At 53.4% G+C, this 26,845-nt stretch carries 19 protein-coding genes and 1 pseudogene; 18 read left to right on the top strand and 2 right to left on the bottom strand.

Features of this window, described 5'->3' with window-relative positions:
• Positions 1-241: 241 nt before the first annotated feature.
• The 5 genes from ACO4XG_RS00670 (at position 242) to ACO4XG_RS00650 (ending at position 4,298) form a co-directional block, all read left to right on the top strand.
• Positions 242-757, top strand: coding sequence for a GNAT family N-acetyltransferase (locus ACO4XG_RS00670; RefSeq protein ID WP_308508893.1), 516 nt, complete (start codon positions 242-244; stop codon positions 755-757).
• A gap of 250 nt (positions 758-1,007) precedes the next feature.
• Positions 1,008-2,645: a DUF438 domain-containing protein gene (locus tag ACO4XG_RS00665; RefSeq protein WP_308508894.1), complete on the top strand. Its 1,638-nt coding sequence runs from the start codon at positions 1,008-1,010 to the stop codon at positions 2,643-2,645.
• Positions 2,638-2,892, top strand: a complete 255-nt coding sequence (locus tag ACO4XG_RS00660; RefSeq protein ID WP_308508895.1) for a glutaredoxin-related protein — start codon at positions 2,638-2,640, stop codon at positions 2,890-2,892. The genes ACO4XG_RS00665 and ACO4XG_RS00660 overlap by 8 nt, the downstream gene beginning before the upstream one ends.
• Before the next feature lie 87 nt (positions 2,893-2,979).
• Positions 2,980-3,297 (top strand): thioredoxin, encoded by a 318-nt coding sequence (gene trxA / locus ACO4XG_RS00655; protein ID WP_009533423.1) that lies wholly within the window; start codon positions 2,980-2,982, stop codon positions 3,295-3,297.
• 215 nt (positions 3,298-3,512) lie between these two features.
• Positions 3,513-4,298 (top strand): CPBP family glutamic-type intramembrane protease, encoded by a 786-nt coding sequence (locus tag ACO4XG_RS00650; RefSeq protein ID WP_308508896.1) that lies wholly within the window; start codon positions 3,513-3,515, stop codon positions 4,296-4,298.
• Positions 4,299-4,369: 71 nt separating this feature from the next.
• On the opposite strand, the gene ACO4XG_RS00645 is transcribed toward ACO4XG_RS00650, so the two are convergent.
• Positions 4,370-5,806, bottom strand: coding sequence for an aspartate ammonia-lyase (locus ACO4XG_RS00645; protein ID WP_009533425.1), 1,437 nt, complete (start codon positions 5,804-5,806; stop codon positions 4,370-4,372).
• 148 nt (positions 5,807-5,954) lie between these two features.
• On the opposite strand from ACO4XG_RS00645, the gene ACO4XG_RS00640 reads away from it, so the two are divergent.
• The 7 genes from ACO4XG_RS00640 (at position 5,955) to ACO4XG_RS00610 (ending at position 13,709) form a co-directional block, all read left to right on the top strand.
• Positions 5,955-6,899: a LysR family transcriptional regulator gene (locus ACO4XG_RS00640; RefSeq protein ID WP_308508897.1), complete on the top strand. Its 945-nt coding sequence runs from the start codon at positions 5,955-5,957 to the stop codon at positions 6,897-6,899.
• A 122-nt stretch (positions 6,900-7,021) separates the two neighbouring features.
• Positions 7,022-8,080: a YdcF family protein gene (locus ACO4XG_RS00635; RefSeq protein WP_308508898.1), complete on the top strand. Its 1,059-nt coding sequence runs from the start codon at positions 7,022-7,024 to the stop codon at positions 8,078-8,080.
• A 91-nt stretch (positions 8,081-8,171) separates the two neighbouring features.
• Positions 8,172-8,477: a DUF6110 family protein gene (locus ACO4XG_RS00630; RefSeq protein ID WP_308508899.1), complete on the top strand. Its 306-nt coding sequence runs from the start codon at positions 8,172-8,174 to the stop codon at positions 8,475-8,477.
• Positions 8,474-10,573, top strand: a complete 2,100-nt coding sequence (locus ACO4XG_RS00625; RefSeq protein WP_308508900.1) for a heavy metal translocating P-type ATPase — start codon at positions 8,474-8,476, stop codon at positions 10,571-10,573. Before ACO4XG_RS00630 ends, ACO4XG_RS00625 begins: the two co-directional genes overlap by 4 nt.
• A gap of 380 nt (positions 10,574-10,953) precedes the next feature.
• Positions 10,954-11,862: a transglutaminase domain-containing protein gene (locus ACO4XG_RS00620; RefSeq protein WP_308508901.1), complete on the top strand. Its 909-nt coding sequence runs from the start codon at positions 10,954-10,956 to the stop codon at positions 11,860-11,862.
• Between the two features lie 26 nt (positions 11,863-11,888).
• Positions 11,889-12,956, top strand: coding sequence for an MORN repeat-containing protein (locus tag ACO4XG_RS00615; RefSeq protein ID WP_308508902.1), 1,068 nt, complete (start codon positions 11,889-11,891; stop codon positions 12,954-12,956).
• Positions 12,957-13,007: 51 nt separating this feature from the next.
• Positions 13,008-13,709: a hypothetical protein gene (locus ACO4XG_RS00610; protein ID WP_308508903.1), complete on the top strand. Its 702-nt coding sequence runs from the start codon at positions 13,008-13,010 to the stop codon at positions 13,707-13,709.
• A gap of 503 nt (positions 13,710-14,212) precedes the next feature.
• Here ACO4XG_RS00610 and ACO4XG_RS00605 read toward each other — a convergent pair.
• Positions 14,213-15,228: pseudogene (locus tag ACO4XG_RS00605) on the bottom strand (IS3 family transposase).
• Between the two features lie 430 nt (positions 15,229-15,658).
• Here ACO4XG_RS00605 and ACO4XG_RS00600 point away from each other — a divergent pair.
• The 6 genes from ACO4XG_RS00600 to ACO4XG_RS00575 all read left to right on the top strand — a co-directional run.
• On the top strand, positions 15,659-16,597 hold the full coding sequence (locus ACO4XG_RS00600) for a hypothetical protein (RefSeq protein ID WP_308508662.1): 939 nt from the start codon (positions 15,659-15,661) through the stop codon (positions 16,595-16,597).
• Complete coding sequence (locus ACO4XG_RS00595) at positions 16,594-18,660, top strand: McrB family protein (protein ID WP_308508661.1); 2,067 nt, start codon at positions 16,594-16,596, stop codon at positions 18,658-18,660. Before ACO4XG_RS00600 ends, ACO4XG_RS00595 begins: the two co-directional genes overlap by 4 nt.
• The gene (locus ACO4XG_RS00590; protein ID WP_308508660.1) at positions 18,644-20,383 is read left to right on the top strand and encodes a DUF2357 domain-containing protein; all 1,740 of its coding nucleotides are present in this window, start codon (positions 18,644-18,646) and stop codon (positions 20,381-20,383) included. The genes ACO4XG_RS00595 and ACO4XG_RS00590 overlap by 17 nt, the downstream gene beginning before the upstream one ends.
• Before the next feature lie 45 nt (positions 20,384-20,428).
• Positions 20,429-20,809 carry a RidA family protein gene (locus tag ACO4XG_RS00585; protein ID WP_009533434.1) on the top strand — a complete coding sequence of 127 codons (381 nt, stop codon included), beginning with the start codon at positions 20,429-20,431 and terminating at the stop codon, positions 20,807-20,809.
• 104 nt (positions 20,810-20,913) lie between these two features.
• A complete protein-coding gene (locus ACO4XG_RS00580) occupies positions 20,914-21,735 on the top strand; it encodes a putative hydro-lyase (protein ID WP_308508659.1) in 822 nt (273 codons plus the stop codon).
• A gap of 276 nt (positions 21,736-22,011) precedes the next feature.
• Positions 22,012-26,845, top strand: a 4,834-nt coding sequence (locus tag ACO4XG_RS00575; protein ID WP_485129626.1) for an InlB B-repeat-containing protein, incomplete at its 3' end; no start/stop codon positions are given.

Raw genomic sequence — 26,845 nt, 5'->3', positions numbered from 1 at the left:
GAGTACAAAAAAGAGTCACCGGTGGAAACGACATCTCCTGCTCGGCTATCTCCCCAAAGTAATCCTGGGCCTGGGCGCTCTTGCGGCGTATTTCAGCTGGAATGACTATCACCGCAAGCCGAGTCAAAAGGAACCGGACACAGCCCTGATGAGATACATGCGGGGGAAAATATGAGATATACGGGGACATCCTGACGCCGAAAGGGGAGGGAAGCCCTATGAGCTAGGAGGACCGTACACAATGCTTCTTATCAAAAATCCGGAAACACCAAGGTTGAGGCTCCGCTCTTGGCGAAAATCCGACAAAGACTTTACCTTATCTCTGTGGGGTGACAGAGAAAACGGAAAGTACATGAGTGATCCTGTTCGTGAGAATATGGATGAAGCGTATCTCAAATGTGTCGACGAGATGGAGGATAATCCGGAGGGATATTATCTGCTTGCCGAACGGAAAGCGGATGGGATGCCTGTCGGGACTTGTTGTATATTCCCCGAAAACGATAATTATGACATTGGGTATTGTATTGCGAAGGAGCATTGGAGAGAAGGCCTCGGAACCGAGATGGTCGATGCCATCCTTCGCTGGGTGAAAGCAAAAGGCGGAAAGTCCGTTACGGGAGAAGTGGCCGACGCGAATCTCCCTTCAATCGCGCTGCTTCGCAAATTCGGGTTTGCGGAGGACAGAAAAACGCGCTATCGGAAATGGGGCGAAGAAACCTATTTTGACGCCCATTATTATAAGCTGAACTTAGACTGAGGGCTGATTAAGACATGGGAACAAAAGTCTCTCTTTCTGAGGTAACGCGTTTGCGGAACGGACCGGTAGCGCTAAGTGTCCTGTTCGTCTGCTACTCATGCGGCAGGCAAAGGCGTGACGAGGCTAAATGACGCTGTACAGGATGTAGGGAGATGAAATTTCAGCTTTTGTTGCCGTAATCACGGTTTTTTGCGGGAGATATGCTATAGTGGAACGGTAAGGATGAACAAACCACTTTGGAGGCATATCCATGGATAAAATCATAGATTTCAGAAAAACAGTATATGAGCTCGCAACGGAGTACCCGGAATTCAAGGAGATTATGGCAAGTGTCGGCTTCAAGGAGATTACGGAGCCGGAGATTCTGGCTTCGGCGGGTAAGGTGATGACGGTGCCGAAGGGCTCCCGGATGAAGGGCATCCCGATGGAAAAGATTGTAAAGGCCTTTGAGGAGAAGGGGTTTCAGGTGAGCGGAGCCGACGGCGCGCCGGTGCCGCCGACCAAGACGACGCCCCCCACGCCGCCGACCCCCCCGGCAAAGCCTCCGGTGCCGCCGACTGCACAGTACAATTTTCCGAATGCAAACCCGGAGAGAGCGGAGGCATTAAAGAGCTACCTCACGCGTCTCAGTCAAGGTGAGTCGCTCGACACGGTGCGGGAGGATTTCCGGAAAGAGTTCCACTCGGTCGAAGCGTCCGAAATCATGCAGGCGGAGCAGCAGCTCATGAAGGACGGCATGCCGCTCGAGGAGGTGCAGAAGCTCTGCGACATTCACTCGGCGCTGTTCCACGGGGCAACCAAGGAAGAGCGGATTGCGAATGCCGAGCGCGAAGTCGCGGCGTCGATGATTCGCATTGCCGACCACGAGAAGGCGGAGCAGCAGGCGCAGTATGGCGATAAGAACGCACTGGCTGCAAAACTCATTGCGATTCCCGGCCATCCGCTTGAGACCCTCACGAGAGAAAATCAGGCGCTTGCGCTGCGCATCGAGAGTTTCCGCGATGCGGCAAAACTCGGTGTCTCCTTAAAGGATGCAGTGCACGCAATCCGTGAGGTCTCGGTGCACTACGCAAAGAAGGGCGACTTACTCTATCCGCTGTTAAAGGTAAAATATGATGTGACGGGTCCGTCCTCTGTGATGTGGACGGTGGACGATGAAATCCGCGACGAGCTTGGGCGCCTTGACAAGGCAGAAGTCGAGGACGATGCCTGGAAGGCGGCGGCAGAGGCTGTTGTGCAGCGCGCGGACGAGATGATTTACAAGGAAACCAACATTCTGTTCCCGATTTGCGCCGTGAATTTCACGGAGGATGAGTGGAAGCAGATTTACCGCGACTCCAAGGACTATGAGAACTGCCTCGGTGTCGTGAGCAAGGTCTATGAAGCGGCAGAGGAAGATAAGCCTGCGGCAAAGGAGACGGAAGTGCAGGTTGCGGTCGATACGACGGTGACAAAGCGCTGCAGCTCTTCCTTTGTCGGCGAGATTGTGATGCCGGGCGGTCACCTGAAGTTGGATCAGCTCGAGTGGCTGTTGAATACGATTCCGATGGAAATCACCTTTGTCGACGCCGACAACATCAACCGCTACTTCAACGAGAACGAGGGACAGAAGGCATTTAAGCGCCCGAAGATGGCGTTGGACCGCGAAGTGTTCTCCTGCCATCCGCCGAAGGTAGAGCCGCTGGTGCGCCAGATTATCGGAGAGTTCCGCGCGGGACGGCAGAGCAGTGTCTCGATTTGGGCCGAGAAGGGCGGAAAGACCATGCTGGTCAATTACCGCGCCGTGCGGGATGCGGAGGGCAACTATCTCGGCACCGCCGAGTTTGTGCAGGATATGGAATTTGCAAAGAGACATTTTCAGCAGGGAGGAGAGAAGCAGAATGATTAAGGTGTACGGGATGCCGAGTTGTCCGGATTGCGCGGAAGTTGCGGCAAACATCAAGGCGAGCGGCAGAGAGAGCGAGTTTGAAATCATCAATATCGGCGAGCATGTGGCCTATCTGAAGGCATTTTTACAGCTGCGCGACCGCGAGGAGGCATTCCGGCCGGTCAGAGAGGGCGGCTATGTCGGCATTCCCTGCTTTGTCCGGGAAAACGGAGCGGTGACGCTGGATCCGGCAGAATTCGGTCTCTGAGGGGGCTTGACATCTGTCGCAGACTCTGGCAAAATAGGAGCAGTTATTGATTTTATAGATAAAATCAAACTCTAAGGAGGTAGTGCGATGGAATATCGTTTCACAAAAGATAGTTTTGAGAAGGAAGTTCTGGAGTCCAAGGAGCCGGTGCTCATTGACTTCTACGCGGATTGGTGCGGCCCCTGCAAAATGATGGCGCCGGTGGTTGAGAAGCTCGCGGAGAAGTACGAGGGCAAGGTCAAGGTCGGCAAGGTCAACTCGGACGATGAGCCGGAGCTTGCACAGATGTTCCAGGTCATGAGCATTCCGAACTTTGTCATCATCAAGGACGGCAAGGTTGTGGATCGCGTGATCGGCGCAGTGCCGCAGCAGGCACTGGAGGAGAAGCTGGACGCACAGCTTTGAGAGGAAAGCGGACAGACGGCGCCGCACTGTGGATAATCACCACAGTGCGGCGCTTTTTCTGTTCCGGAAGAGACGGAACCTGAATTGTGCGCAAATTTCTGATAAGTTTTGGATATTTTCTGTGCAAAATTCTACATATGTTAAAATGAGGTGGTAAGTTTATGTTGTCCTTGCTATAATGAGGACACTCAAAATCATAAAGGGGGTAACTTAGCATGAATATACGCGACATTATCCTCCCGAGAGAGAAGACAAAAAATCTCAGATGGTTTGATGTCATCATCATCACCCTGATTCTCTTCGGGAAGTTTATTGTCATCTCCACGCAGATGTACCTCGCGACCCTGAAACCGGCCGTTGAGGCGGCTGCGACAGCGGTCACGGAAGCTGCAACGGAGGTCGCGGAGACAACAACAGATGTGGCAACCGAGGGAGCCGCCTACTCCAGTAACCTGAGGTATCAGGCGACCATGCTGGCGATTGTCTTCATCTACCTCTTTATCCGGAACTTTGACTTCAAGCAGGTCAAGTTCAAGCTGAGCTGGAAGATTGTTCCGCAGTACCTGGTGCTCTTCATCATCATGGGTCTCAGCGCAGATATTCTGTATCTGATCTTCGACAACGGCTATAACTACTTCTCGGCGGAGAGCCTGAGCCACATCAACCTGCTCTCGGTATTTCCCAAATTTGCGGCGCTCTCCAAGGTCGCGATTATTTACGCGCTGCTGAACGCGTTCTATGAGGAGTTTTACTTCCTCGGCTTGCTCGGCACCGTGCAGGAGAAGTACAAGTGGGGCACGCTGGTATTCTCGACGATTATCCGCGCTTCGTTCCACACCTACCAGGGCATGGCTTCGGCGCTCATCATCGGTATCTTCTTCGGTCTGCTCTACTATGTTTCCTACCACAAGTTCATCAAGAACCTGCTCCCGATTGTGCTGGTTCACTCGATGGCGGACATGTTCGGATCGGGTCTCATCTACCTGATTTCCCAGTGGTAATTGTTTTCGGCAAAGAAAAGCGCTCTGCATCGCTGCAGAGCGCTTTTTGTATGTGCTGTTTTGAGGGACACTCAGTCGGAGAGTAAATCCGCCGGATTTCTGCCCTGGATACCGGGCTTCGTCATGGTGTAGGGATCGAGGATGGTTTTTAACTGCTCCTCGGAGAGCAGCTTCTTCTGCAGAATCAGCTCTCGGACGGACTGATTGGTGCGGAGTGCCTCCTTCGCGATGTTCGCCGCGGTCTCGTAGCCGACATAGGGGCAGATGGCGGTGATGATGCCGATAGAACTCTCAACCATCTCGCGGCAGTGTTCTTCGTTTGCTGTGATGCCGACGATGCAGTTGTCGACGAGGGTCTGGACCGCGTTGCTGAGGGTCTGAATCGACTCGAAGAGGTTATAGAAGATAATCGGCTCAAACGCGTTCAGCTCGAGCTGACCTGCCTCGGCCGCCATTGTAATCGTGACATCGTTGCCGATGATGTTGAATGCGACCTGGTTCACGACCTCCGGGATGACGGGGTTAATCTTACCCGGCATAATGGAAGAGCCATTCTGCTTTGCGGGCAGGTTGATCTCGCAGAAGCCGGTGCGCGGTCCGGAAGACATGAGGCGAAGGTCGTTACACATCTTCGAGAGATTCACGGCGCAGCTCTTTACGATGCCCGAGACCATCGCGTAGCTGTCGAGGTTCTGGGTCGCATCGATGGTATCGTAGCTCTGCACGAGTTCCTCGCCGGTAATCGTCGACATGTTCTTGACGACGCGGTGGAAGTAGGTCGTGTCGGCGTTTAAGCCGGTGCCGATTGCCGTGCCGCCCATGTTGAGGGAGCGGATTTCTTCTTTTGCGTTGTCAAAGCGGCGAATGTCGCGGCCGATGGCGCTCGCATAGGCGTGGAACTCCTGACCGAGACGAATCGGCACGGCGTCCTGAAGCTGGGTGCGGCCCATCTTGATGACAGCGTCGAACTCATCGGATTTCTCGAGCAGTGCCTTTTCGAGGCGCTTCAGCTGAATCTGCGCACGGCGGAGCAGCGTGAGAGCCGCCATTTTGCCGCAGGACGGGAACACGTCGTTGGTCGACTGGCCGAAGTTCACATGGTCATTCGGGTTCACAATGCTGTAGTCGCCCTTGGTGCCGCCGAGAATCTCGATGGCGCGGTTTGCGATGACCTCATTGGCATTCATGTTGAGAGAGGTGCCGGCGCCGCCCTGAATCGGGTCGACAATGAACTGGTCGTGCAGCTTGCCGTCGATGATTTCGTCGCAGGCTTTTACGATCGCGCTTGCGCGCTCCTTCGAGAGCTCGCCGACCTCAAAGTTCGTGATCGCAGCGGCCTTCTTGATCTGGGCAACGCTGACAATGAGCTCCGGATGCATCTTGAGCCCGGTGATGTTGAAATTCTCATGTGCGCGGAGCGTCTGCACGCCGTAATAGGCGTCAATCGGGACTTCTTTTTCACCGATCGAATCGTGCTCCAGGCGATACCCTTCTCTTACTTCCGTCATAGTAAAACCTCCCTAAATAGGTTTTTTGAAGTGCTTGTCTCCAGTCTAACAGAGCGCTATACTATTCACAAATATCAATAAAATGATATAAAATATTCGAAAAAAGAAATATAACTGCCGACAGATAAAAAGTATAAAAAGGAGAAAAATGTCAGGTGAAGATATGTTTCAGGGCATGCGCTATGTCTATGAAGTATACCGGGAGATGAGTTTTTCACGCGCGGCAAAAAAACTCTTTATCTCTCAGCCCTCGCTCAGCAATGCGGTCCGAAAGACCGAACAGCGGCTCGGCGCGCCGCTCTTTGACCGGAGCACGAATCCGATCGGCCTCACCGATCTCGGGCGGGAATATATCCGCGCGGTCGAACTGATTCTCGACGTGGAAAACGGCTTTGTGACCTATGTGCACGACCGGAACGCCCTGCAAAACGGAGCGGTTTCGATTGGCGGGACCAATGTCTTCACCTCGTATGCGCTGCCGCCGCTGGTCTCCCAGTTCACCGAGCAGTTTCCGCAGATTCACATTGAGCTCGTGGAGGCCGTGACCTCGGAACTGAAAGAGAGGCTCTCGGACGGCTCGCTGGATTTGCTGATCGACAACACCGAGCTGAATGCCGCGGCCTATGAGAAAAAGTTCTTTCGCGAAGAGCATCTCCTTCTCACGGTGCCGAAGGCGCTTGCAGTGAATGAGAGAGTGCGGAACTACGCGCTGACCGCAGAGGATATCAAGCGCAACGCGCACTTAAATTCCCGCATCCCGCCGGTGCCGCTGCAGGAATTCCGGGAGGAGCGCTTTCTTTTGCTCCGCGAGGGCAATGACACGAGAGAGCGGGCGGACAGACTCTGCCATGAGGCCGGATTTTCGCCGAAACTGCGGCTTGAGCCGGAGCAGCAGGTGACAGCTTATAACTTCTCCTGCTACGGCATGGGTATTTCATTCAACGGCGACGTTTTGATTAAACATGTTCCTGACGATACCAATCTGTGCTTCTACAAGCTGAACGCGCGGGAGGCCGTGCGCGAAGTCAATTTCTATTTCCGTCGGAATCGCTACATGTCCCGCGCAGTGCGAGAGTTTCTCAAACTTGTGTAAGCATAAGTCTATAAGAGGTATAGCTTTCAAGTGATACCTTGTGATTGCGAATTGGAACTGGCGGGAGAATCGGGGTTTATGCTATTCTGAAGCAATTCGAGAAAGCCTTGGGAGGTGAATATTTGAATCCGAATACACAACTTCTGATTCTGCACGGCAGTCAGCTGTTTTCGCTGTTGCTAATCGGAATCTTTATCTATGTGATGGTAAAAGAGCCGCGTACGCTCTGGAGCGGTGTGAGCTTTCTGTTCGCGCTTGTGGGGGTAGGTATCCTGCTCCTGTTGTTGCTATTCCGTTATTCGGACTGGTTGCAGGTGCATCCGCCGCTCTGGTTTTTACTTGTGCTGCTCATGATTCTCTTCATGCTGACAATCCTGCTGTTTCCGTTACTTCTGGTGCTCACCTTTTTCATTCAGGGAATACGGGTGTTGCGGCGCGAAGGACTGCGTCCGCAGAACGCGCTGTCCCTTCTCTTTGCAATCTTACTCTTTGCCTATCTGATTTTCTGGCCGCAGCTCGGCGACTGGCAGAGTAACTTCGCGGGTAGAATGGTCTATGGGGTGGTGGGACTCTGGATTGTGTACGGACTGATGCTCTTTGCAATCTATGCCGTCTCCGCGGTGCTGAACCTGATTCACCGGCGGGACAATCAGAACTTCGATTATATTGTCGTGCTGGGGGCGGGCATTCGGGGGGAGCGCATCACGCCGCTGCTCGCGGCGAGACTGGACCGCGGCATTGCCCTCTTAAAAAAGAATAAGAAGGCGCTGCTCATTCTTTCGGGCGGACAGGGCCCGGGGGAGGATATCACAGAGGGCGAGGCTATGGCGCGTTATGCGCTGTCAAGGAGGGTTCCGCCGGAAAAAATACTGGTCGAAAAACAATCGAGAAATACGAGACAAAATCTGGAATATTCCAGAGAACTGATGGAGCGAACGCATCCGCGCGTCGCTGTGGTGACGACAAGCTATCATGTATTCCGGGCCTTGCTCCTCGCGCGACGGATGCATCTTCCGTGCAAGGGGTTCGGGGCAAAAACCAAGTGGTATTACACGCTGAACGCCCTGATTCGCGAGTATGTGGGTTATGTTAGCATAAGCTATCGTTTACATATATTCGTTTTGGTGCTTTTGTCCGGTCTGTTTCTTCTTGCGAATATTTTGCCGCGATATTTGCACTAAGCGCGGTTAGAGATTTCAAAATAAGTTTATTTTGCACTTTCCGGAAAAAACGCTAAACTATAGACAATGAATTTCAACCTAGGAGGTAAGAATGATGTTTGGTACAAAGCAGCTGTTTAAGCTTGGTCTGTTTGTCGGTGGTACGGTGTTCGGTACGGCAGGTATCACAATTCTGAAGTCGAGAGACGCAAAGTGCGCTTACACGCACGCAACCGCAGCGGTGCTCCGCGGCAAGGACTGCGTGATGAAGACTGTCTCCACGCTTCGCGAGAACTGCGATGACATCTATGAGGATGCAAAGGATCTGAACGAGCGCCGTTATGCAGCGGACGCGGAGAGAGCTTACCAGGAGGCAAAGGCTCTGGTTGAGGAGCACGAGGCAGCGACGGAAGCATGAGATATACGATACGCCACGAATCCAGACGCGTAATGCGTATCCACCTCGCGGGGACGCGTATGTCCCTCGGCGAGGCGGATATTCTGGAGTACTACCTGCGTGACCTGCCCTTTGTGGAAGATGTCAAGGTCTTCGAGCGGACGGGCGACGCAATTGTGAAGTACAATCGGGAGGCGGACCACAGAGAGCGGCTTTTAGACGCTCTCTGTGGTTTTTCATACCAGGATGAATACGCGCTCTCGTTAGTGCCCGAAGACAGCGGACGCGCACTGACGCGCCACTACCAGGACAAACTGTTTTGGAAGGTTGTGGGACGTGCGGCGACCATGTTGCTCCTGCCGGCGCCGGTGCGCGCGGTCTGGACAACGGTCAAGAGTCTCCGCTATGTGGTGCACGGCCTCGGCTGCCTGCTGACGCGCGGCCTCGAAGTGCCGGTGCTGGATGCGACCGCAATCACGGCGTCCATTCTCCGCAGTGACTTTGACACGGCTTCTTCGGTCATGTTCCTCTTAGAGCTCGGTGAGATTCTCGAGGAGTGGACGCACAAGAAGTCGGTCGGCGATCTGGCGCGCGCCATGAGCCTCCAGGTCGAGAAGGTCTGGATGAAGACCGAGGGCGCCGATGTCCTGATTGATGTCAAGGACGTACAGGTCGGCGACCGCATCGTGGTTCGCACTTCGAACGTAATTCCGCTCGACGGCACGGTGCTCGAAGGCGAGATGACCGTGAACCAGGCTTCGATGACAGGCGAATCCGTGCCGGTCGAGAAGCACGCGGGTGCCTATGTCTATGCCGGCACCGTCGTCGAAGAAGGCGAGTGCGTGATTCAGGTCGCAAAGGCAAAGGGCAGCGGTCACTACGACAAGATTGTCAAGATGATTGAGGAGTCCGAGAAGTTAAAGTCAAACACCGAGGCGAGAGCCTACCACCTTGCGGACAGCCTGGTGCCGTACTCGCTCGGCGGCGCGGCGCTGACCTTTTTGCTCACAAGAAATGTGGCAAAGGGACTGGCGTTCCTGATGGTCGACTTCTCCTGCGCGCTGAAACTCTCGATGCCGCTCTCGGTGCTCTCCGCAATCCGCGAGGCGGGTGATCGAAAGATCTCCGTGAAGGGCGGAAAGTTCATGGAGGCGATTGCAGAGGCCGATACGATTGTCTTTGATAAGACCGGCACGCTGACTCGTGCGACGCCGACCGTCATGCACATTGAGACCTTCGGCGACATGGAGGAATCCGAGGCGCTGAAGATTGCAGCCTGCCTGGAGGAACATTATCCGCACTCGATTGCCAATGCGGTCGTTGCAGAGGCGAAGAAGCGCGGCATCCGCCACAAGGAGATGCACTCCAAGGTGCAGTACGTGGTCGCACACGGCATTGCCTCCGAGATTGACGGAAAGAAAGCCTTCATCGGCTCCTATCACTTTGTCTTTGAGGATGAGAAGTGCAAGCTCTTAAAGCGCGATGAGAAGAAGCTCGAAGCGCTGCCGGATGAGTACTCGAAACTCTATCTCGCAATCGACGGCAAGCTCTGCGCGGTCATCTGCATCTTTGACCCGATTCGCGAGGAGGCACCGGAGATTATCGACGGCCTCCGGAAACTCGGCATTTCAAAAATCTGCATGATGACCGGCGATGCGGAGAAGACAGCGGCGGCCGTGGCCGCACAACTGCATCTCGACGAATTCCACGCGGAAGTTCTGCCGGGCACGAAGGCAGAGTTTGTGCGGAAGGAACACGCAGCGGGCCGCAAGGTCATCATGATCGGCGACGGCGTGAACGATACGCCGGCGCTTTCCGAGGCAGATGTCGGCATTGCGATTTCGGACGGTGCGGCGATTGCGCGTGAGGTCGCGGATGTCACGATTGCGGCCGATAATCTGCGCGAGCTGGTCTTCCTCCGGAAGCTCAGCATGGCGTTGATGCGCCGCATTCACTCGAACTACAACTTCATCATCGGCTTCAACGCGCTGCTCATAGCGCTCGGTGTCGGCGGTATCCTGCCGCCGGCGACCGGTGCACTCCTGCACAACGGTTCCACCATTGTGACAGGCCTAAAGAGCATGACCAACCTGCTCGACGAGGAAGAGAGCGCGTAAGGCGAAGCGTTATAAAACAGAAGAAGTATGAAAAGAGTCCGCCGGACAATACGAGGGTATTGTCCGGCGGACTTTTTCGTTGCGGCTGTACTATGGCTATTCCATTGTGGCTGGATGAAACGCAGACATCGTCTGCTCTATGAGAAAGGAGAGCCTCCGGCAATCGGAAGATTGCTGGAGGCTCCTTTGCGTGGTAGACGAAAGTAGAATGATGGGTATCCGAAAGTGGAATAATAGGTGCCCGAAAGTAGAATATTCAGACTTATTCATTGACTTTCACTTAAAAATATATTAATAACTGAATAAAGAGGTGGCATATCGACACTATATACAATATATTTACAGTTTTGTGCTGCTTTTTTTGGGGGAGAGGCATCACAATGAGAAAACTAGTGCGTATTCTGTCAGTGATTCTGACGGCTTGCAGCTTATTCGCTATGGCGACGACCGATGCGCATGCAGAAGTGTATTACATGTATGAGCGGATTACACCGGAGACCTTTGACTATGAGCGCTATGCCAATGACAACCCGGATCTTCTGGCAGCATATGGCTATGACAAGGGCAAGCTCTACCAGCATTATCAGAACGCCGGAAAGGCAGAGGGAAGATTGGCCCACACATTGCCCGATAAGCCGGAGCGAATTGTAGTCTTCGATTATCAGGGAGATGAGTCCTATTATTTTGATGCGAAGCGCTATGCGGATGACAATCCGGACTTAAAGGCAGCCTTTGGATATAACAAGGCAGCACTTTGGAATCACTATAAGACGCGTGGCCTTCAGGAAGGACGCACTGCCTATGGGACCTCCTATAATGTGGACGCAAAGCTTAAGGTGTTTGATACGGCAGCAAGCATTACGAATGACAGGATGAGTGACCGGGATAAGATTAAAGCGGTACACGACTGGATTGTGAATCACACCAGATATGACAAAGAGAATTTTGACAACGACACGATACCGGAAGACTCGTATAGCATTGCGGGCGTCATGCTGAACGGTAAGGCTGTTTGTTCCGGATATGCAGTGACATTTGATTATTTTATGTATGTTCTTGGAATCGAACATGAGCACATCAGCGGAAAAACGACAGATTCATCCGGCAGGACAGGAAATCATAGTTGGAACCGGGTGCTGCTCGATAACCGGTGGTACTATGTGGACTGCACTTGGGATGATCCCGTCAGAAGTGATGGGAAAGACGTGTTGCGATATACTTATTTTCTGATTTCCGATGAGCAGATATCCAAGGATCATGTGGCAGAGAAAATTTATAAGACATATTAACAATTGTAGTAGTGGGAAATAGAACCTTGAAAAAAGAGTTGTTGTCGATTCCTTATGATGAGATGACAGCTCTTTTTTACAACTGGAGTAAGGAGGAGAATATGAAAAAAACATCAAGAAGTATCGCGATTGCCTTTATGCTCAGTGTTATAGCCAGCTCTCTGGTGGCATGCTCTCCAGCCAAGGGAAAAGCCGGGTCATCCAGTCAAGGGACAACGGCAGCACAAGTAAAAGTTGCGGAAAACTCTGACAAGTCGGTGCAGAGTACAGATAGTACAACATCGGTAACGAATGAATTAAAAGAAAACGGACATTGTGTTTATCGCAATGAGAATGGGAATGTAACAGAGGGAACAAGGGTAAATGGAGAGTGGGAAGGGCAGTTTAAAAAAAGCTTTCCAGATGGAAGTTACTTTGAAGGAACATACATAAAAGGAGAGGTGGATGGACAAGTTCGTTATGTGGATACTGATGGAACAATAACAACTGGTTATTGGAAAGATGAAAACTGGAATGGGCGGTGCAAAGAAGAAGGAACGAATAAAGACAAGAAGAAATATGTAATACTCGGGCAAAAAGTAAATGGAAAATGGGAAGGAATATGTACAACTGTTTATGAAGAAGGCGGCTATTTTCAGAGAGTTTATAAAAATGGGATAGAAAGCGGAGCTGCGACTTATGTAGACAGCGATGGTGTGATTTTCACAGGTACTCGAGAAAATGGTACTTGGACTGGTGAGTTTAAAGAAGAGGGAGTGAACGATAATAATCATCATTATGTAAAAGAGGGAGGAACGATGGTCAATGGGAAGTTGGAAGGTTTGGTAAGAACTACTTTTGACAACGGAGAATATTGGGAAAACAACTACAAGGAAGGCAATATCATTGGAGAATCAACATATAGATTTGAAGATGGTAAAATTACAGTTGGTACCTGGGAAAACGGGAAGTGGAATGGGGCATTCACAACAACATTTCCGGACGGCTCTCATTATACAGGAGTTTATAAGGATGGGAAGATTATCGGTAATGTAATTTACACGGACGAAGCGGGAAATACCTCTACCTGTGATCCGCACTCAATCAAAAAATAAAACTTGGCTTGTTTCTTATGCATCTGCTTGCATTGCAAAAGCAAGGTTAACATGAGATTTGACAGCATAGTTTTAGAAACACATAAGCACATTGAGGAGGCAGGAGGCTATTTAAGATTGGCTACTCCTGTGTTGAATATGGAGATTAGAAAAAAGCGTTCAAACAGAAAAGCTGGAGTATTTGAGGTTATTTGTATAATTATTTCAGTTTTAGGAGCAGGAGGAGGGATTCTCTTTCTACTAAATCTAGAAAATTTCTATAAAACTGGTCAGGCAAATGAAACTCTAGTCAAAGCAATAACAATCATACCCATTGTACTAGTCTTTTTGGCGTGGTTGATGATTCAATTTCTAACAGGGTCATTCCATCGGTTGGTTGGAACATGGCTTATGACAGAGCTGGCTATTTCAATAGAAATTATACTTTTGATTCTTGGGGTTATCGAGGGACCGGTGGCAATTATTCTTTGGCTGGTATTAATATGTGCAGCCTTGTTGGGGACTGCATTGATTGTTGACCAAACGGAGGGGTACTATATTAATATTTATACTTATCGTATAGTCAACTGGGAGATTAATGTGCTTCAGACATTTATTCTGATTGCTGCATTTGTTCTGGGGACATATGTTGATCTAAGAATATGGAAACATGGATTGGAGGCGATAGATACACAACTTCGTTTCTTACTTGTAGTTCCAGCGTTGGCAGATTTTATCATTGCCGGAGCATATTCGGTGGAAGAAGTGCTTTAAGTATTGAAGAGTAGGAGAATTTTGTGATTCTTATATACATTCATTTGAACTAGAAAAATAATGACTTATTTTGCTGCTTTATAGCAGAGCTAAATAAGGATTAGGTTGCTTTGTGGTTTGCATACGAAGGTGAGTTTACATGCGTTCCATAACCAATGCTTGGCTCTGCTTAAGGTGATTAATATAGACTTACAGAAAGGAGATGAAAAGCTATGACATGGACTTGCAAATACTGCGGATGGCCGAATTTCATGGAATATGAGTATTGCCATCATTGCGGACACCACAGACCTGCAGACGCATACCGGAAGATAATTGCAATTTGCGCGAGCCGAATAAGCAAGAACTGAGACTCACCTGAAGATGACTGATTGATTATCAGTCGAAACAAGGGTATATCTTGTGAAGATATGCCCTTGTAGTGAGAAATCAAGAGTTATGTTTTGTAAGGTATAAGGAATATGGTATAAAAGGACAGAATCGCTTGAAGGTCATTGTAGTGGTCAACCCTTTTTGTAACACCACTGCTTAATGTTACACTCCGCTCTCTTTTCAAACGGAGTCAGATATCCGTTATACGTGTGTGGGCGTACCTGATTGTACCAATCGTAAGCGAACTCTGAAACGGCATAATCCAGTTCTGCGGCAGTTTCAAAACGATACTGATAGATCAGCTCGGTCTTTAAGGTATTGTAATAGCGCTCCATCGGCGCATTGTCATACGGACAGCCCGCACGGCTCATGCTTTGAGAAATCCCGAGCTTCCGGCAATGTTGTACAAACTCTGTGGAAGTAAACTGACTTCCTTGATCCGCGTGCAAAATCAGGTTTTGTGGGATCGCCTTTGCACTCGACAACGCTTTTTCAAGCGTACGCACGGCTAGGGAACTCGTGATAAAAGAGCCGTTTTCACTGGAAACAACACTTCTGTCGTATAAATCAATCATGGAACAATTATAGCGCATGGTTCCATTTATCAGTGTCATATATGTGAAGTCGGTAACCACACACGATTCGGCTGCTCAGGAGAAAAATTCCGCTTTAATAGATTCGGGAAAATTTTATGAGCTAATCCCCGATGGTACGCAGGTCTCTTTCGGCGACAAATCAAGTGTAGTTGTAGTCCACGATTCATGTACTTGTGGACTGTTGTTTTACTCAATGAGAGTCCTTCTCTTTGCAGAAACACCCTCATCTTACGGCGCCCCATGATCCCATGGGAATCATGATATAGTGCTCGAATCCTTTGACAACAATGAGATCCATCTCAATCCGAACTCCTGCTGTTCCCCTTTTCTAATTCGGCTTTTTCACGCCGGAGACGACGAAGTTCTTCCATCATCTCCAACTGAGACTTCTCCTCATCATTGTTTTGGCATTCTTCGCGATATGAGCGTACCCAGTTGGAAACGGCGGCTCTGGATATGCCGTGCTCAGCCACAAGGCTGGCAATCGAGCGTCCGTCCTGGATGTGCGCACGAACAACTTTTCGTCTGGTTTTGTCTGATATTCGGGTCATGTGCTTTTCACCTCTGCTGACATTATAATCTATCAGGCAGAGGTGTTACAAATTCACTGTACCACTACAGGTACATCTCAGGTACTGGCGAGCTATTTTCTGATATCGCCGTGAGAGTTCGGTTGATTGCTACAAAAAAAGAGGGCGGCGACACTTCTGTCGCTACCCTCTTTCTCTGTCCTCTCAAAAACGAACTACCGTACTATACAGAAATTATGAAGTGATGTCAATCAAAAATAAGTTTATTTTTCTGATACATGTAAGAATTGTCTGGTTTTACGGTGAAAATTTGTGGAAGCATACCTGATACATATCGAAAATGGGAGATTAGACCAAAAAAGATATGTAAAATTTGACAAATGTGGGAATTGCATTCTGTGGAAAATTGAAGCAGAATGGATGTATACCGAAGAGAAGGAGGTACAACAGGTTGAGTAAAAAGAAGCCATCGAAACCAGCGCTTGTGAATCGGCAGGTCTTCAAAGACCAGCTGAAACAGACGCCGGTTGCGGAGCGGCAGCGTATTCTGAAGCAATTCTTTGAGAGCGCGGGCTGTACGCTGCCGGGCTACTCGTTGAAACGGGCGCATTTGATGCCGCTGCCGATTATCTATCAGCAGATAGACCGATCGCCCGAGTTTGAGGCTGCGTTACAGGAGCTGTATTACAAGGAGGTGAAGGCGGATGTCTCCGGTGCGATATTGACGGATCCAAAGGAAACAGACAGCACAGGACAGACAACAGAAACGGAAACAAGAAAGCAGGAGGAAGACGTGGACGAAACGACTTTACAGGGAAAGATAGAGGTGCTCCAACAGCAACTGGCAGCGTTACAGCAGGAGTTCCAGGCTTATAAGAAGCAGAGCAAAGAGGCCAAGCAGGAGTTTCGCATACAGCTCGACAATGAGCAGGGAGAAAAGCGAAATCTCGAAAAGCAGGTACGGCGCCTTGAGGCAGAAAAAGAGGAGCTTAGGTCCGACTTCGAAAAGGAGCTCGCAGTGCGGGAAGAAAAGGTCCGCGAGGCGATGGACAAAGTAAAGGCTGCGGAAGATGAGAAACAGGAGCTGCAAAAGCGACTGGAATTACTGAAAAAGTACGAGGAAAAGCAGCTCCGGGAAAAGAGCAAGCTCCCGAAAATTTTAATCTTCTCACGCGTGGATATCAGCGAGGAGGCAGAGGATTTAAACTGTGATCTTCGCTCGGATCTGACGGGGTTAGAGAAACTGCCCTGGAAAGAATACGAAGAAATCTGGAATGTAAGCGGAACCATGAGCTACGCGGACAAGCTGAAACTCAAACCCTACACAAGCCTTAAGGTACTTAGCATCGGTAACTTGAAAAATGCAATCGAGGAGATGAAACGGAAATGAACAAGAATTATCGGGAATACATCGGACGTCTGGCGCGGTATGATCAGTCGGGGCGCAGCTCTATCTTCATTAACCGCATGAATATCATTCAGTATAATGTAAAGACATTGCTCCTGCCGGATGCCGCGACTTCGTTTGTCACGGGTTTCGGAAATCTGCTGCCGGATTTTTCGGATGACATCTACGCGGGAGATGATGCGCGCATCGACAATTTCGAGGCGTTCATGGAGAATCAGCTCTTTATCTTTAAGGTTCAGACCAAAAATGTCAACGGCATGGAAGTGCGCAGCATGACGGATGTGCATCTGGTGCCGGTGCCGAAGTCTTTCGACCAGAGTACGGAATTCTATGCGGTGCCGGTTTTCTGCAGCAAGAACGATGAAGAGGTGCGCGACTGGGAGTACAACAAGAGCTGGAACCTGTACCGGAATTACGATACCCGCGCGGAGTTTCTCGCGGATATCAAGGTCGGCGAGCAGCTCGGCAGTCTCTACGGCTATGACATTGAGAGCTCGGCGCCCGCGTTTGTGCTCTGGCGGGATGCGGACGGAAAGCTCTTTGCCGCCGGTAGCATCGAGAGCGCGGAGACGGATCCGGTCGGCGCCTGCGTGCTGCAGGGAAAGCATCTGTTCACGATTGATATGAGCGAGTACATCGAGAACTTTGTCTACGATGACAGCTATAATCCCTGCGTGAGCTATGTGCCGGCCGACATCTACCGCAAGATTGACAACCAGTTAAAGAGCGCCGTGCTGCAGGCCGAGAAGGACGAGGAAGAGGCGCGGCAGAAGGCTGCCGCGGAGCGCGCGGCGGCGGAGGCGGCGCTGCGGGCAGCGGAAGCCGCGGGCAGGAGAGAAGAGAGCGCGGCGGAGGAGACAGAGGATACGGCTGGTCAGTCCGCAGCGGGGCAGGAGCTGAAGGAACAGCTCGACGAAACGGAGCTCGAGAAGATCGCGACGACGGAAAAGAACGAGGCGCTGATTTTTGACATGATGGAGTACTACGCGCAGAAGAGCCGCTGCTACTATAAGCGGAGCGACTTTGTGAACTTCCACACGGCGGTGAAGTGCAGCGATCTCGTGATTCTCTCGGGTCTCAGCGGCACCGGAAAGTCCTCTCTCGTCAATGTCTACGCAAAGGCGCTCGGCCTCAATGCGAGCGCAGACCTCGAGGACAGCCAGATGCTCATGGTGCCGGTGCGTCCGTCCTGGAGCGATGACGCGGATCTTCTCGGCTATGTGGATCTCGCGCATATGGTTTACCACGCGGCGGATTCGGGCTTTGTGGACTTTCTGGTGCGCGCGCAGCGGGAGGAGAATAAGAATAAGCTCTTCCTGGTCTGCTTCGAGGAGATGAATCTCGCGCGGGTCGAGCACTACTTTAGCCAGTTCCTCTCGATTCTGGAGCGCCCGGCGGGGCAGCGGGAGTTACAGCTCTATGACAAGCAGTACATGGGCAAGCTCTATAACGCGGCAGACTATCCGTTCCAGATTGAAATCGGCAACAATGTGAAATTCATCGGTACCGTCAATATCGACGAGACGACGCATCACTTCTCGGACAAGGTGCTGGACCGCGCGAATGTGATTGAGCTCGAGGTCCTGAATTATGCGACCGAGTGGCAGGATAAGACCTTTGCGGCGGTCGGTAAGACACAGATCTGGAGCACCCAGGACTATGAGAAGCTGATTGTGAAGGAGCAGATTCCGGATGCACGGGAGGTGCGAAGCCTGCTCTGGGAGGTACACTGCGCACTGCAGAGCCTGAGCCCGAAGTACGGCGCGGGGCCGCGTGTCGTAAAGAATGTCTTAAAGTACCTGAGTAACCTGCCGAAGGAAGAGGCGCTGGATTTTGACCGCGCGCTCGATCTGCAGCTGGTACAGCGTGTGCTGACCAAACTCCGCGGTGTGGAGAGTGTGGTGGGACCGGCGCTGCAGGAGACCGGCGAGAGCAGTCTTATTGCGGTACTGGACAAGTATGAGACACTCTCGCAGTTTGCGAAGAGTCGGGCACTGCTCGCGCAGAAGAAGAAGGAAGTCGAGAGCTATGGTTACTGCAACTAAACTTCCCTTTTCGCTGTCGGTGATCCGCACGTTCGCGTACGAGCCGGGCGGACAGGCTGTGACAGCAGAGAAAGAGGCCACGAAATTTGTCCTCCTGCCTGGGGCAAACAGCCTGACAGGCGCTGCGACGGTCTTTATCCGGGAGAACGAGGGCGTGGAGCTCTTATTCGAGTCGGCGGATGCGGGGGCAAGGCTCTATCTCCCCTGTCTGGACGTCGCGGAAGATGCGGGCCGTGTGTTGCATGACGATGCGGGCGACTATATCGCGCCTTCGGCAGAGCGGTTCCGGCTCTGCGGCGCCGGCAAAGAGGGACTGCTGGTGGAGCGCATGGCATTTTTTGTCCTCGCGGAGGGCACGCGCTACTACGGCAGTTTTGAGGTGGCACCGCGGCAACTCGATCACAGCGAGTGGAAGATTATGCAGCAGGAGCTCGAGGCAGAGTTCGAGGGGCTCAGCAGAAGCTGGAAAAAGGGACAGGCGGGGCGCGGTATCGGCGGTGAGCAGGCGCTCCCGCTTCGCGCATTCCGGGATCTCGAGCGCCTCGAGACCGAAGAGAGCCAGCTCTTTGCCGCACTTCTTGAAATCAGAGAGCAACCGCGCTACGAGATTAAGACTGTCTACGAGAAGGAGCCCATAGAAGCGGGAGGTCGCTTGGATGAGAAGAGTTTGCGCGCCGATCTGGCGCGCGGCGGCGTGTCGCATGTGCAGCTGATTCCGAAAAAGCGCCTCGACTATGACATTCCCGAGAATCGGATGCTCCGCATTATGGCGGATGCCTTTGCCGCGAAGCTGACGGAATTTTCGCGGTATACCGAGGACCCGCAGCTCAGTGGCGGTCGCATGTATGCGTTCACGAAAACCGTGCGGCGCTACCGGCACATGCTGGAAGAGCTTCGAAGCAGCCATTGGTATCAGACGGTATCTATGACTGAGCTGTATACCGTGCCGCAGGGGATTTTGGCGGACAGCCGCTACTACATGGTTTACCGGTTGCATCTCGCGCTGAAACGGGATCATCTCGGCGTGACCATGCAGGAGCTGTACCGCCTGAGTTATCAAAAGAGCAGCCTTCTCTATGAGCTCTGGTGCTACTTTAAACTTCAGCATGTGTTGGAGGAATTCGCGACCGAGACCATCCGTGAGGAGAGTTACGCGGTCGGTGAGGGCGGCGGGCTTTCCCTGCGGGACGGCAGCCGGGTCGGCTTTGAAAACGACACGGCGCGCTTCACGCTGGTCTATAACCAGACGCTGGAGCAGCGGAACCGGGACACCGGGCGGGATCCGCTCTACTTTGCGGCGGATCACAACGGCAGCAGCCACAACCACCCGGATTTGCTGTTGCACATTTTCAGCAAGCGGACGGGCTGGTATGTCGGCAGCATCATCCTCGAGTGCAAGTACCGGAAGATTTCGCAGATTTGGAGCGGAAAGCGCTCGAGTCTCGGTCAGCTGGAGACCTACTATAAAAATGCGTGCAGCGATGAGATTTACGGCGGCAGAGGAAAGGTGCTGAGAACCCATCCGGTGCGCCGCGTGATGGCTCTGACACCCGATACGGTCACTTTGCCGCTCACTTCGGACAGTTTCCCGCTTGAAACCTTTGCGCTGCGCCCCGGCAAAACAAACCGCACGCAGGCCGCGCTCTCCGAACACATCCGGCAGCAGATTGCGGAGGCGCTGGAGGCAGAGAAAATTTTCGCACCGGCGGCACAGTCGAAGTAGTATACTGAAAAAACAGTTGATTGATGCAGAGAGGAGATATCTGGTATGAAGAAAGCAATTGCAACCCAGGCAGCACCGGCGGCCATCGGCCCCTACTCGCAGGCGATTGAGGCAAACGGCACCCTGTTTATTTCGGGACAGATTCCGCTGGACCCGGCGACCGGCGAGTTCTCGGCGGATGATATCAAGGGACAGACCAGACAGGTGTTCCGGAATATCGGTGCGATTCTGAAAGAGGCGGGTCTCGGCTTTGAGCATGTCGTGCAGGCGACGGTTTATCTCGCGGACATCGCGGATTTTGCGGCGATGAATGAGGTTTATGCGGAGTTCTTTGCGGCGCCGTATCCGGCGCGCGCGGCATTCCAGGTCGCGGCGCTCCCGAAGAATGCAAAGGTGGAGATCGGCGTCACGGCGGTGCGCGCATAAGACGCGGCATTTGCGGCGCAGCGGAACTGTGGTTGCGATGCAGGTAAGCGACGGAAGGTAACAGAGACAGGCAGTGCGCGTTGATTTAAGAAAGGAGCAAACCTATGGCTTTTGACATCACCCCTTATATCGACAGGAAACCCTCTGAGGTCCGGCGGCTGATTCGGGAGGGGAAGATTGACTTCCCGACCGCCGGGATGTGCCGGGGCTACGCCCAGGCAAACCTGGTCATTCTGCCCGGAGAGTACGCGGCCGATTTTGAGCGCTACGCCGAGAAGAATCCGTTTGCCTGCCCTGTGCTGGAAATCGTCAAGGGAAGCCCCGAGACCCATGCGATGGGCGAGGACGGAAACATCTGCAGCGATGTGCCACGCTACTGGGTCTATGAGAACGGTGTCGTGACCAAGGAGCTCACCGATGTCTCTGCCTACTGGAAAGAGGGCTATGTGGGCTTCCTGATTGGTTGCTCGTTCTCGTTCGAGGAAGCGCTGATGACAGCGGGGGTTCCGGTTCGCCACATTGAGATGAAGCGGAATGTCCCCATGTTTAAGACCAATATTCAGACCGAGCCGGTTGGCCCCTTTGCGGGTCCCATGGTCTGCTCGATGCGCCCGATGACACCGGAGCAGGCGAAGAAGGCCTATGACATCACGGTGAAGATGCCGAATGTCCACGGCGCGCCGGTGCAGATCGGTGAGCCGGAGAAAATCGGCGTTCGAGATGTGATGAAGCCGGATTACGGCGACGCGGTGGAGATTCGCGAGGGTGAGATTCCCGTGTTCTGGCCCTGCGGTGTGACGCCCCAGGCGGCGGTGGAGCATGCAAAGCCGCCGATTGTCATCACCCATGTCCCCGGTCACATGTTCATCACGGATATTGTCAATGCCGAGCTGAACGATTATCTGGAGCAGCGAAAGAACAGGTAATTGTTTCAGGCAGGCCTCCGTACCGGCAAGTGTGATTTGCCTTACAGTTCGAATAGAGACAGCGCCCGCACCAACCGAAAGGATGGTGCGGGCGCTGTCTTGCACTCCTGTTATTCATCACTATTATAAGTTTTTGTTCATTAAAGCCCACTTTATATCTTAAGTGATTGACAATAAGCTTAAAAATTTCTTCATATAATATTGAAAATCATTACAAACCCGTCTAAAATATTAAGAAAAGCTTATAGCAGGTTAGTGTAACAAGGAGGATAGCATATGAGAAAACGAAGGAACTGGTCAAAGCGTCTGCTGGCCGGAGTGCTCAGTGCGGCAATGGTCGCCCTGAACATTTCGACGGCGACGCCCGCTTTCGCAGCCCCGTCTGCCGAGGAGTACCGGGAGGATGCCGAGCTCATCAACGACCTCGCGCTTCCGAAGGACGTACAGCGGCAGCTCTCGCTGAAGGGCAGCGCAAGCCCCTCTGATGCGGCGGCGAAGGAAAAGAAGGCAGAGGATCTGACTGCCGGTTCCGCGCGCTGGGGCACACCTTCCAATGCGGTGAAAGTGCTGCACACGCAGCTGGACGGCGTTGAGATTGAAGTCAGCGCCCCGGCCGGTGTGCTCCCGGAGGGCGCAACACTGAAAGCGCGGAAACTGACCGAAGAGGAAGAGAAGGAAGTGCTCGAAAAGATCAACGAGCACGCCGAAGCGGCGGGCAAGTCCGCGACGACCCAGTTCCTCTGCGACCTCACGGTGCTGAATGCGGCAGGTGAGCCGATTCAGCCGGACAATGCGAAGGGTACCCTCGCGGTTTCGTTCCGGAACATTGCGATAGTCTCGGCGGCGAGCGCAGAGACAGGTACCGACGCGGCGGAAATCGAGAAGAACGCGGTCTCCGTCCTCCATATCGACGAGACCAACGAGAAGGTCGACACGCTCCGCGAGGGTCTCAATGAGAACCTGCCGGTCTTACAGGCCGCGGCAGAGCACTTCTCGCCGTTCGCGGTCGTGAACTATACGCCGACCTCCGCGACACCGCTGCCGCTCTCGGTCGCATTTAAGCGTCTCGACTACGACGACGACAATCGTCTGGCCTACAAGTTAAAGGACGTGACGGTCACCGACACGCCCGGAAACGGCATTACCTCGATGAACTTCCAGGTCGATGTGGGCAGCATTGAGCTTCTCAGCACACCGACCGGTGTCCAGACCTTTACGGACATTCTGAGCGCGCACAAGTTCTATCAGATTATTTTCCCGACGGCTCTGTCCGCGGCGGACGCGCAGACCTTTATCGAGAACAATATCAAGTTCCATCTGCCGAGCGCAGGGGCTACGCAGCAGGTCAAGATTACGCTCGGAAACGGCGCAAATAACCTGCCGAGCGGTGCGACCATCACCAAGGCAATCATTCCGAATCCGGTCGCGGGCGATGGCGCAGAGCACTATTATATGTATGTGGAGCCTGTGGCAAACACGGAAATCAGCTGGGCAGAGAGCTATAACCTCGCGAAGTCCTATAAGCTGAACGGTATGCAGGGTTATCTTGCTACCATCACATCGCAGGCGGAAGATCGGACCCTTGACAATATTACAATGAAAGGCGCTTGGTCCGGCGGTGCGCGTATCGAAGGTGTCAATGATGCGTCGAGTGTACCGCACTGGTACGACAACAGTACAGCGGGCGTCACAGGTATTTTCTCCAACCTGCTGCAACACGGAAACACAGCGGGCGGAAGCTGGCATCAGTGGAGATGGCAGGACGGTCCGGAGACAAACACAGAGTATTATGAAGCCAACGGACGCGGTGCTATTAACGGTGCCTATACGAACTGGGGCCCCGGACAGCCGGACTCTGCGATGATGGGAGGCACAAACTATCGAGAGGGCTTTATGCAGGTTCACCATGGCACCGGCACCTGGAACGATTTGCCGAACCTGAATAACTGGCACCCGGCTATCTATGTCTTTGGTTTCTTTGTTGAGTTCAGCTCCTATAATCAGAATGCGACGACGACCGACCAGTCGATTCCGCTGGTCACAAGCGATGTCGCCTATGTGGAAGTGGGCGGTCAGCGTCATTACTTCAGCAACCTCGACGATGCGATTGCCTGGTCGAACCAGAACGGCAATCCGCCGATTACGCTGACCAACAATACGACAGTGACCACCAATATTCCGGCTGGCGTTGTGATCAACACGGGCGCGCACACGCTCGGCGTTCCGGCTGGCAGCAATGTCACAAACAACGGCACAATCAATGTGGGCACAGGCGGCTCGTTTGTGGCACAGGGGACAAACGGCGGCTTCACCAACGCGGGCAGCGGTGCGGTCAATGTGCCGCTCACGATTACCGTGAATCAGCGCATCGTGACGGCGACCGAGCCCCTCACCTGGAGTCCGTCCGATGTGACGGTGACGGGTCTCATTGGCAACGACCGCGTGACGGGCGTCACCGTGAACTTTGACAACAGCCAGCCGGTCGCGACCACGACGACGGACAATGCGACGCCGCTTGCGCCGACCACCCTTGATAACGGCACGGCGGGCAGCACGGCAATCGGTACCTATACGATTACCTATGTCCCGGGCCTGGTGACAAGAAACCCGCACCACTATACGGTCAAGTTTGTCGCGAACGCACCGGCAGGCCAGACCGCGACGGGCACCATGCCGGATCAGACGATTACCGGCAGCACGGGAACCGCAAACCTCACGAACCACTTTGCCGTGAACGGCTATACCTTTAACGGCTGGACCGGTTCGAACGGCCAAACGTATGCGGACGGTGCGACCCCGGCAAACCTCGTGACCACGAATAACGGCGTGATTACGATGACCGCAAACTGGACGGAAAACCAGTATGACATTCACTACCATGAGAACATTCCGGCGGGCTCCCGCACGGCAGCCACGGCAGTGAACCCGAACACGATCGCGCACTACAAGGTCACGGACCCGAATGTCACGCTGGCGCCGATGACCATGACCGGTTACACCTTTGACGGCTGGTATGACAACAGCAGCTTAAGCGGCAGCCCTGTGAGCCAGCTGGTCACCGGTGCGGCACCGGCAGGAAACCGCGACTACTATGCAAAGTGGACGCGGAAGAACTATACGCTTAGCTATGATCTGCACGACGGAACTCCGGCAGGTCACCCGGCTTCGAACCCGGATTCCGGCTTCACGACCTATACCGTGGAGACACCGAATCACACCTTCGGGACCCCGACCCGCCCGGGCTACACCTTCCTCGGCTGGTATACGGATGCAGGCTATACGACCCCGGCTCCGGCGACCCTCGACACGACGCAGGGCGATACGAACCCGACGCAGCTGCACGCAAAGTGGAGTGCGCCGCTGCCGTACACGATTACCTATGTGATGAATGACGCAGCTCCGGCAGGTCACCCTGCGACCAATGCCGCGGCAAATCCGGGCGGCTTCCAGGTCACGGATCCGGTCATCACGCTGCAGCAGCCGACCCGCCCGGGCTATGACTTCCAGGGCTGGTATGCGGATGCGGGCCTCACGACGCCGGTTACGACGATTAACCCGGCGAGCGCGACGAACCATACCGTTTACGCAAAGTGGAGCGCCGCAAAGACCTATACCGTGCAGTGGACGCTGAATGACGGCACACCGGCAGGTCACCCCGCTGCGAACCCGAATACGATTTCGAGCTACACGGTCGAGGACGCGGATGTCGCAATCGCGCCCGCAACCCGCACCGGTTACAACTTCCTCGGCTGGTTTACGGATGCCGCGCTCACAACCCCGGCACCGGCTACTCTCCACACGATGGACGCCGAGAATAAGCACTACTACGCAAAGTGGGACAGCACGCCGATTAGCTACCCGGTTAACTACGTGCTGAACGATACGCCGACAACCCCGGCGACCAATCCCGCGGTGAACCTCACTTCCTATACGGTTGAGACCCTGCCGTCGCCGATTACGGTTGCGCAGCCGCTCCGGAACGGCTACACCTTCCTCGGTTGGTACGATAACGCAGCGTTCACCGGTACGCCGGTCACGCAGTTCTCTGCGATGGATGCGGCGCCGAAGACCTTCTACGCGAAGTGGAGCAATGCAAACAGTTATCCGGTGAACTTCCACCTGAACGATGCGGCACCGGCAGGTCACCCGGCTGCGAACCCGAATACGGTTACGAGCTACACGGTTCTGGATTCCGATATCGCGATTGCCCCGGCAACCAGAACCGGCTACGACTTTGAGGGCTGGTACGATAACGCTGGGTTAACCGGCACGCCGGTCACGACCCTTCACACGGCGGATGCTGCAGCGAAGGATTATTACGCAAAGTGGAGCGCGCCGAAGACCTATACCGTGCAGTGGGATCTGAATGACGGAACACCGGCAGGCCATGCGGCTTCGAACCCGAATACCGTTTCGAGCTACACGGTTCTGGATCCGGACACAGCGATTGCCCCGGCGACCAGAACCGGCTATGACTTCCTCGGCTGGTACGATAACCCCGGTTTCACCGGTGCACCGGTCACGAACCTCCACACGATGGATGCCGAGAACAAGCACTACTACGCGAAGTGGAGTGCGGCAAAGAGCTATACGGTGCAGTGGGACATGAATGACAGCGTCCCGGCAGGCACAAGCGGCACGAACCCGAACACCGTGACGAGCTACACGGTCGAGGATCCGGACATCGCAATCGCAGCGCCTGTCAGATCCGGTTACACCTTCCAGGGCTGGTTTGATAACCCGACCTTCATGGGAAGCCCGGTCACGAACCTCCACACGATGGATGCTACCGACAAGCACTACTACGCGCGCTGGAGTAACCCGAACGACTATCAGATTTACTATCACGCGCATGACACGGCGGCACACCCGGCGACGAACCCGAACACGGTGACAAGCTACAATGTCCTTAGTTCCGACTTTACGCTCGCTCCGGCGACGAGAACCGGTTATACCTTCGAGGGCTGGTACGCGGATGCGGCGTACACGACTCCGGTGACCGGCCTTCACGTCCAGGATCTCGAGGACAAGAACTTCCACATGAAGTGGAGCCCGGCGATTGTCTATCCGATCACCTATGTGATGAATGACAAGCCGACGAGCCCGGCAA

The sequence above is a fragment of the Stomatobaculum sp. genome, assembly GCF_057248925.1.
The sequence above is the reverse complement of the archived record's forward strand: the minus strand, read 5'-3'. Positions and strand labels throughout refer to the sequence as shown.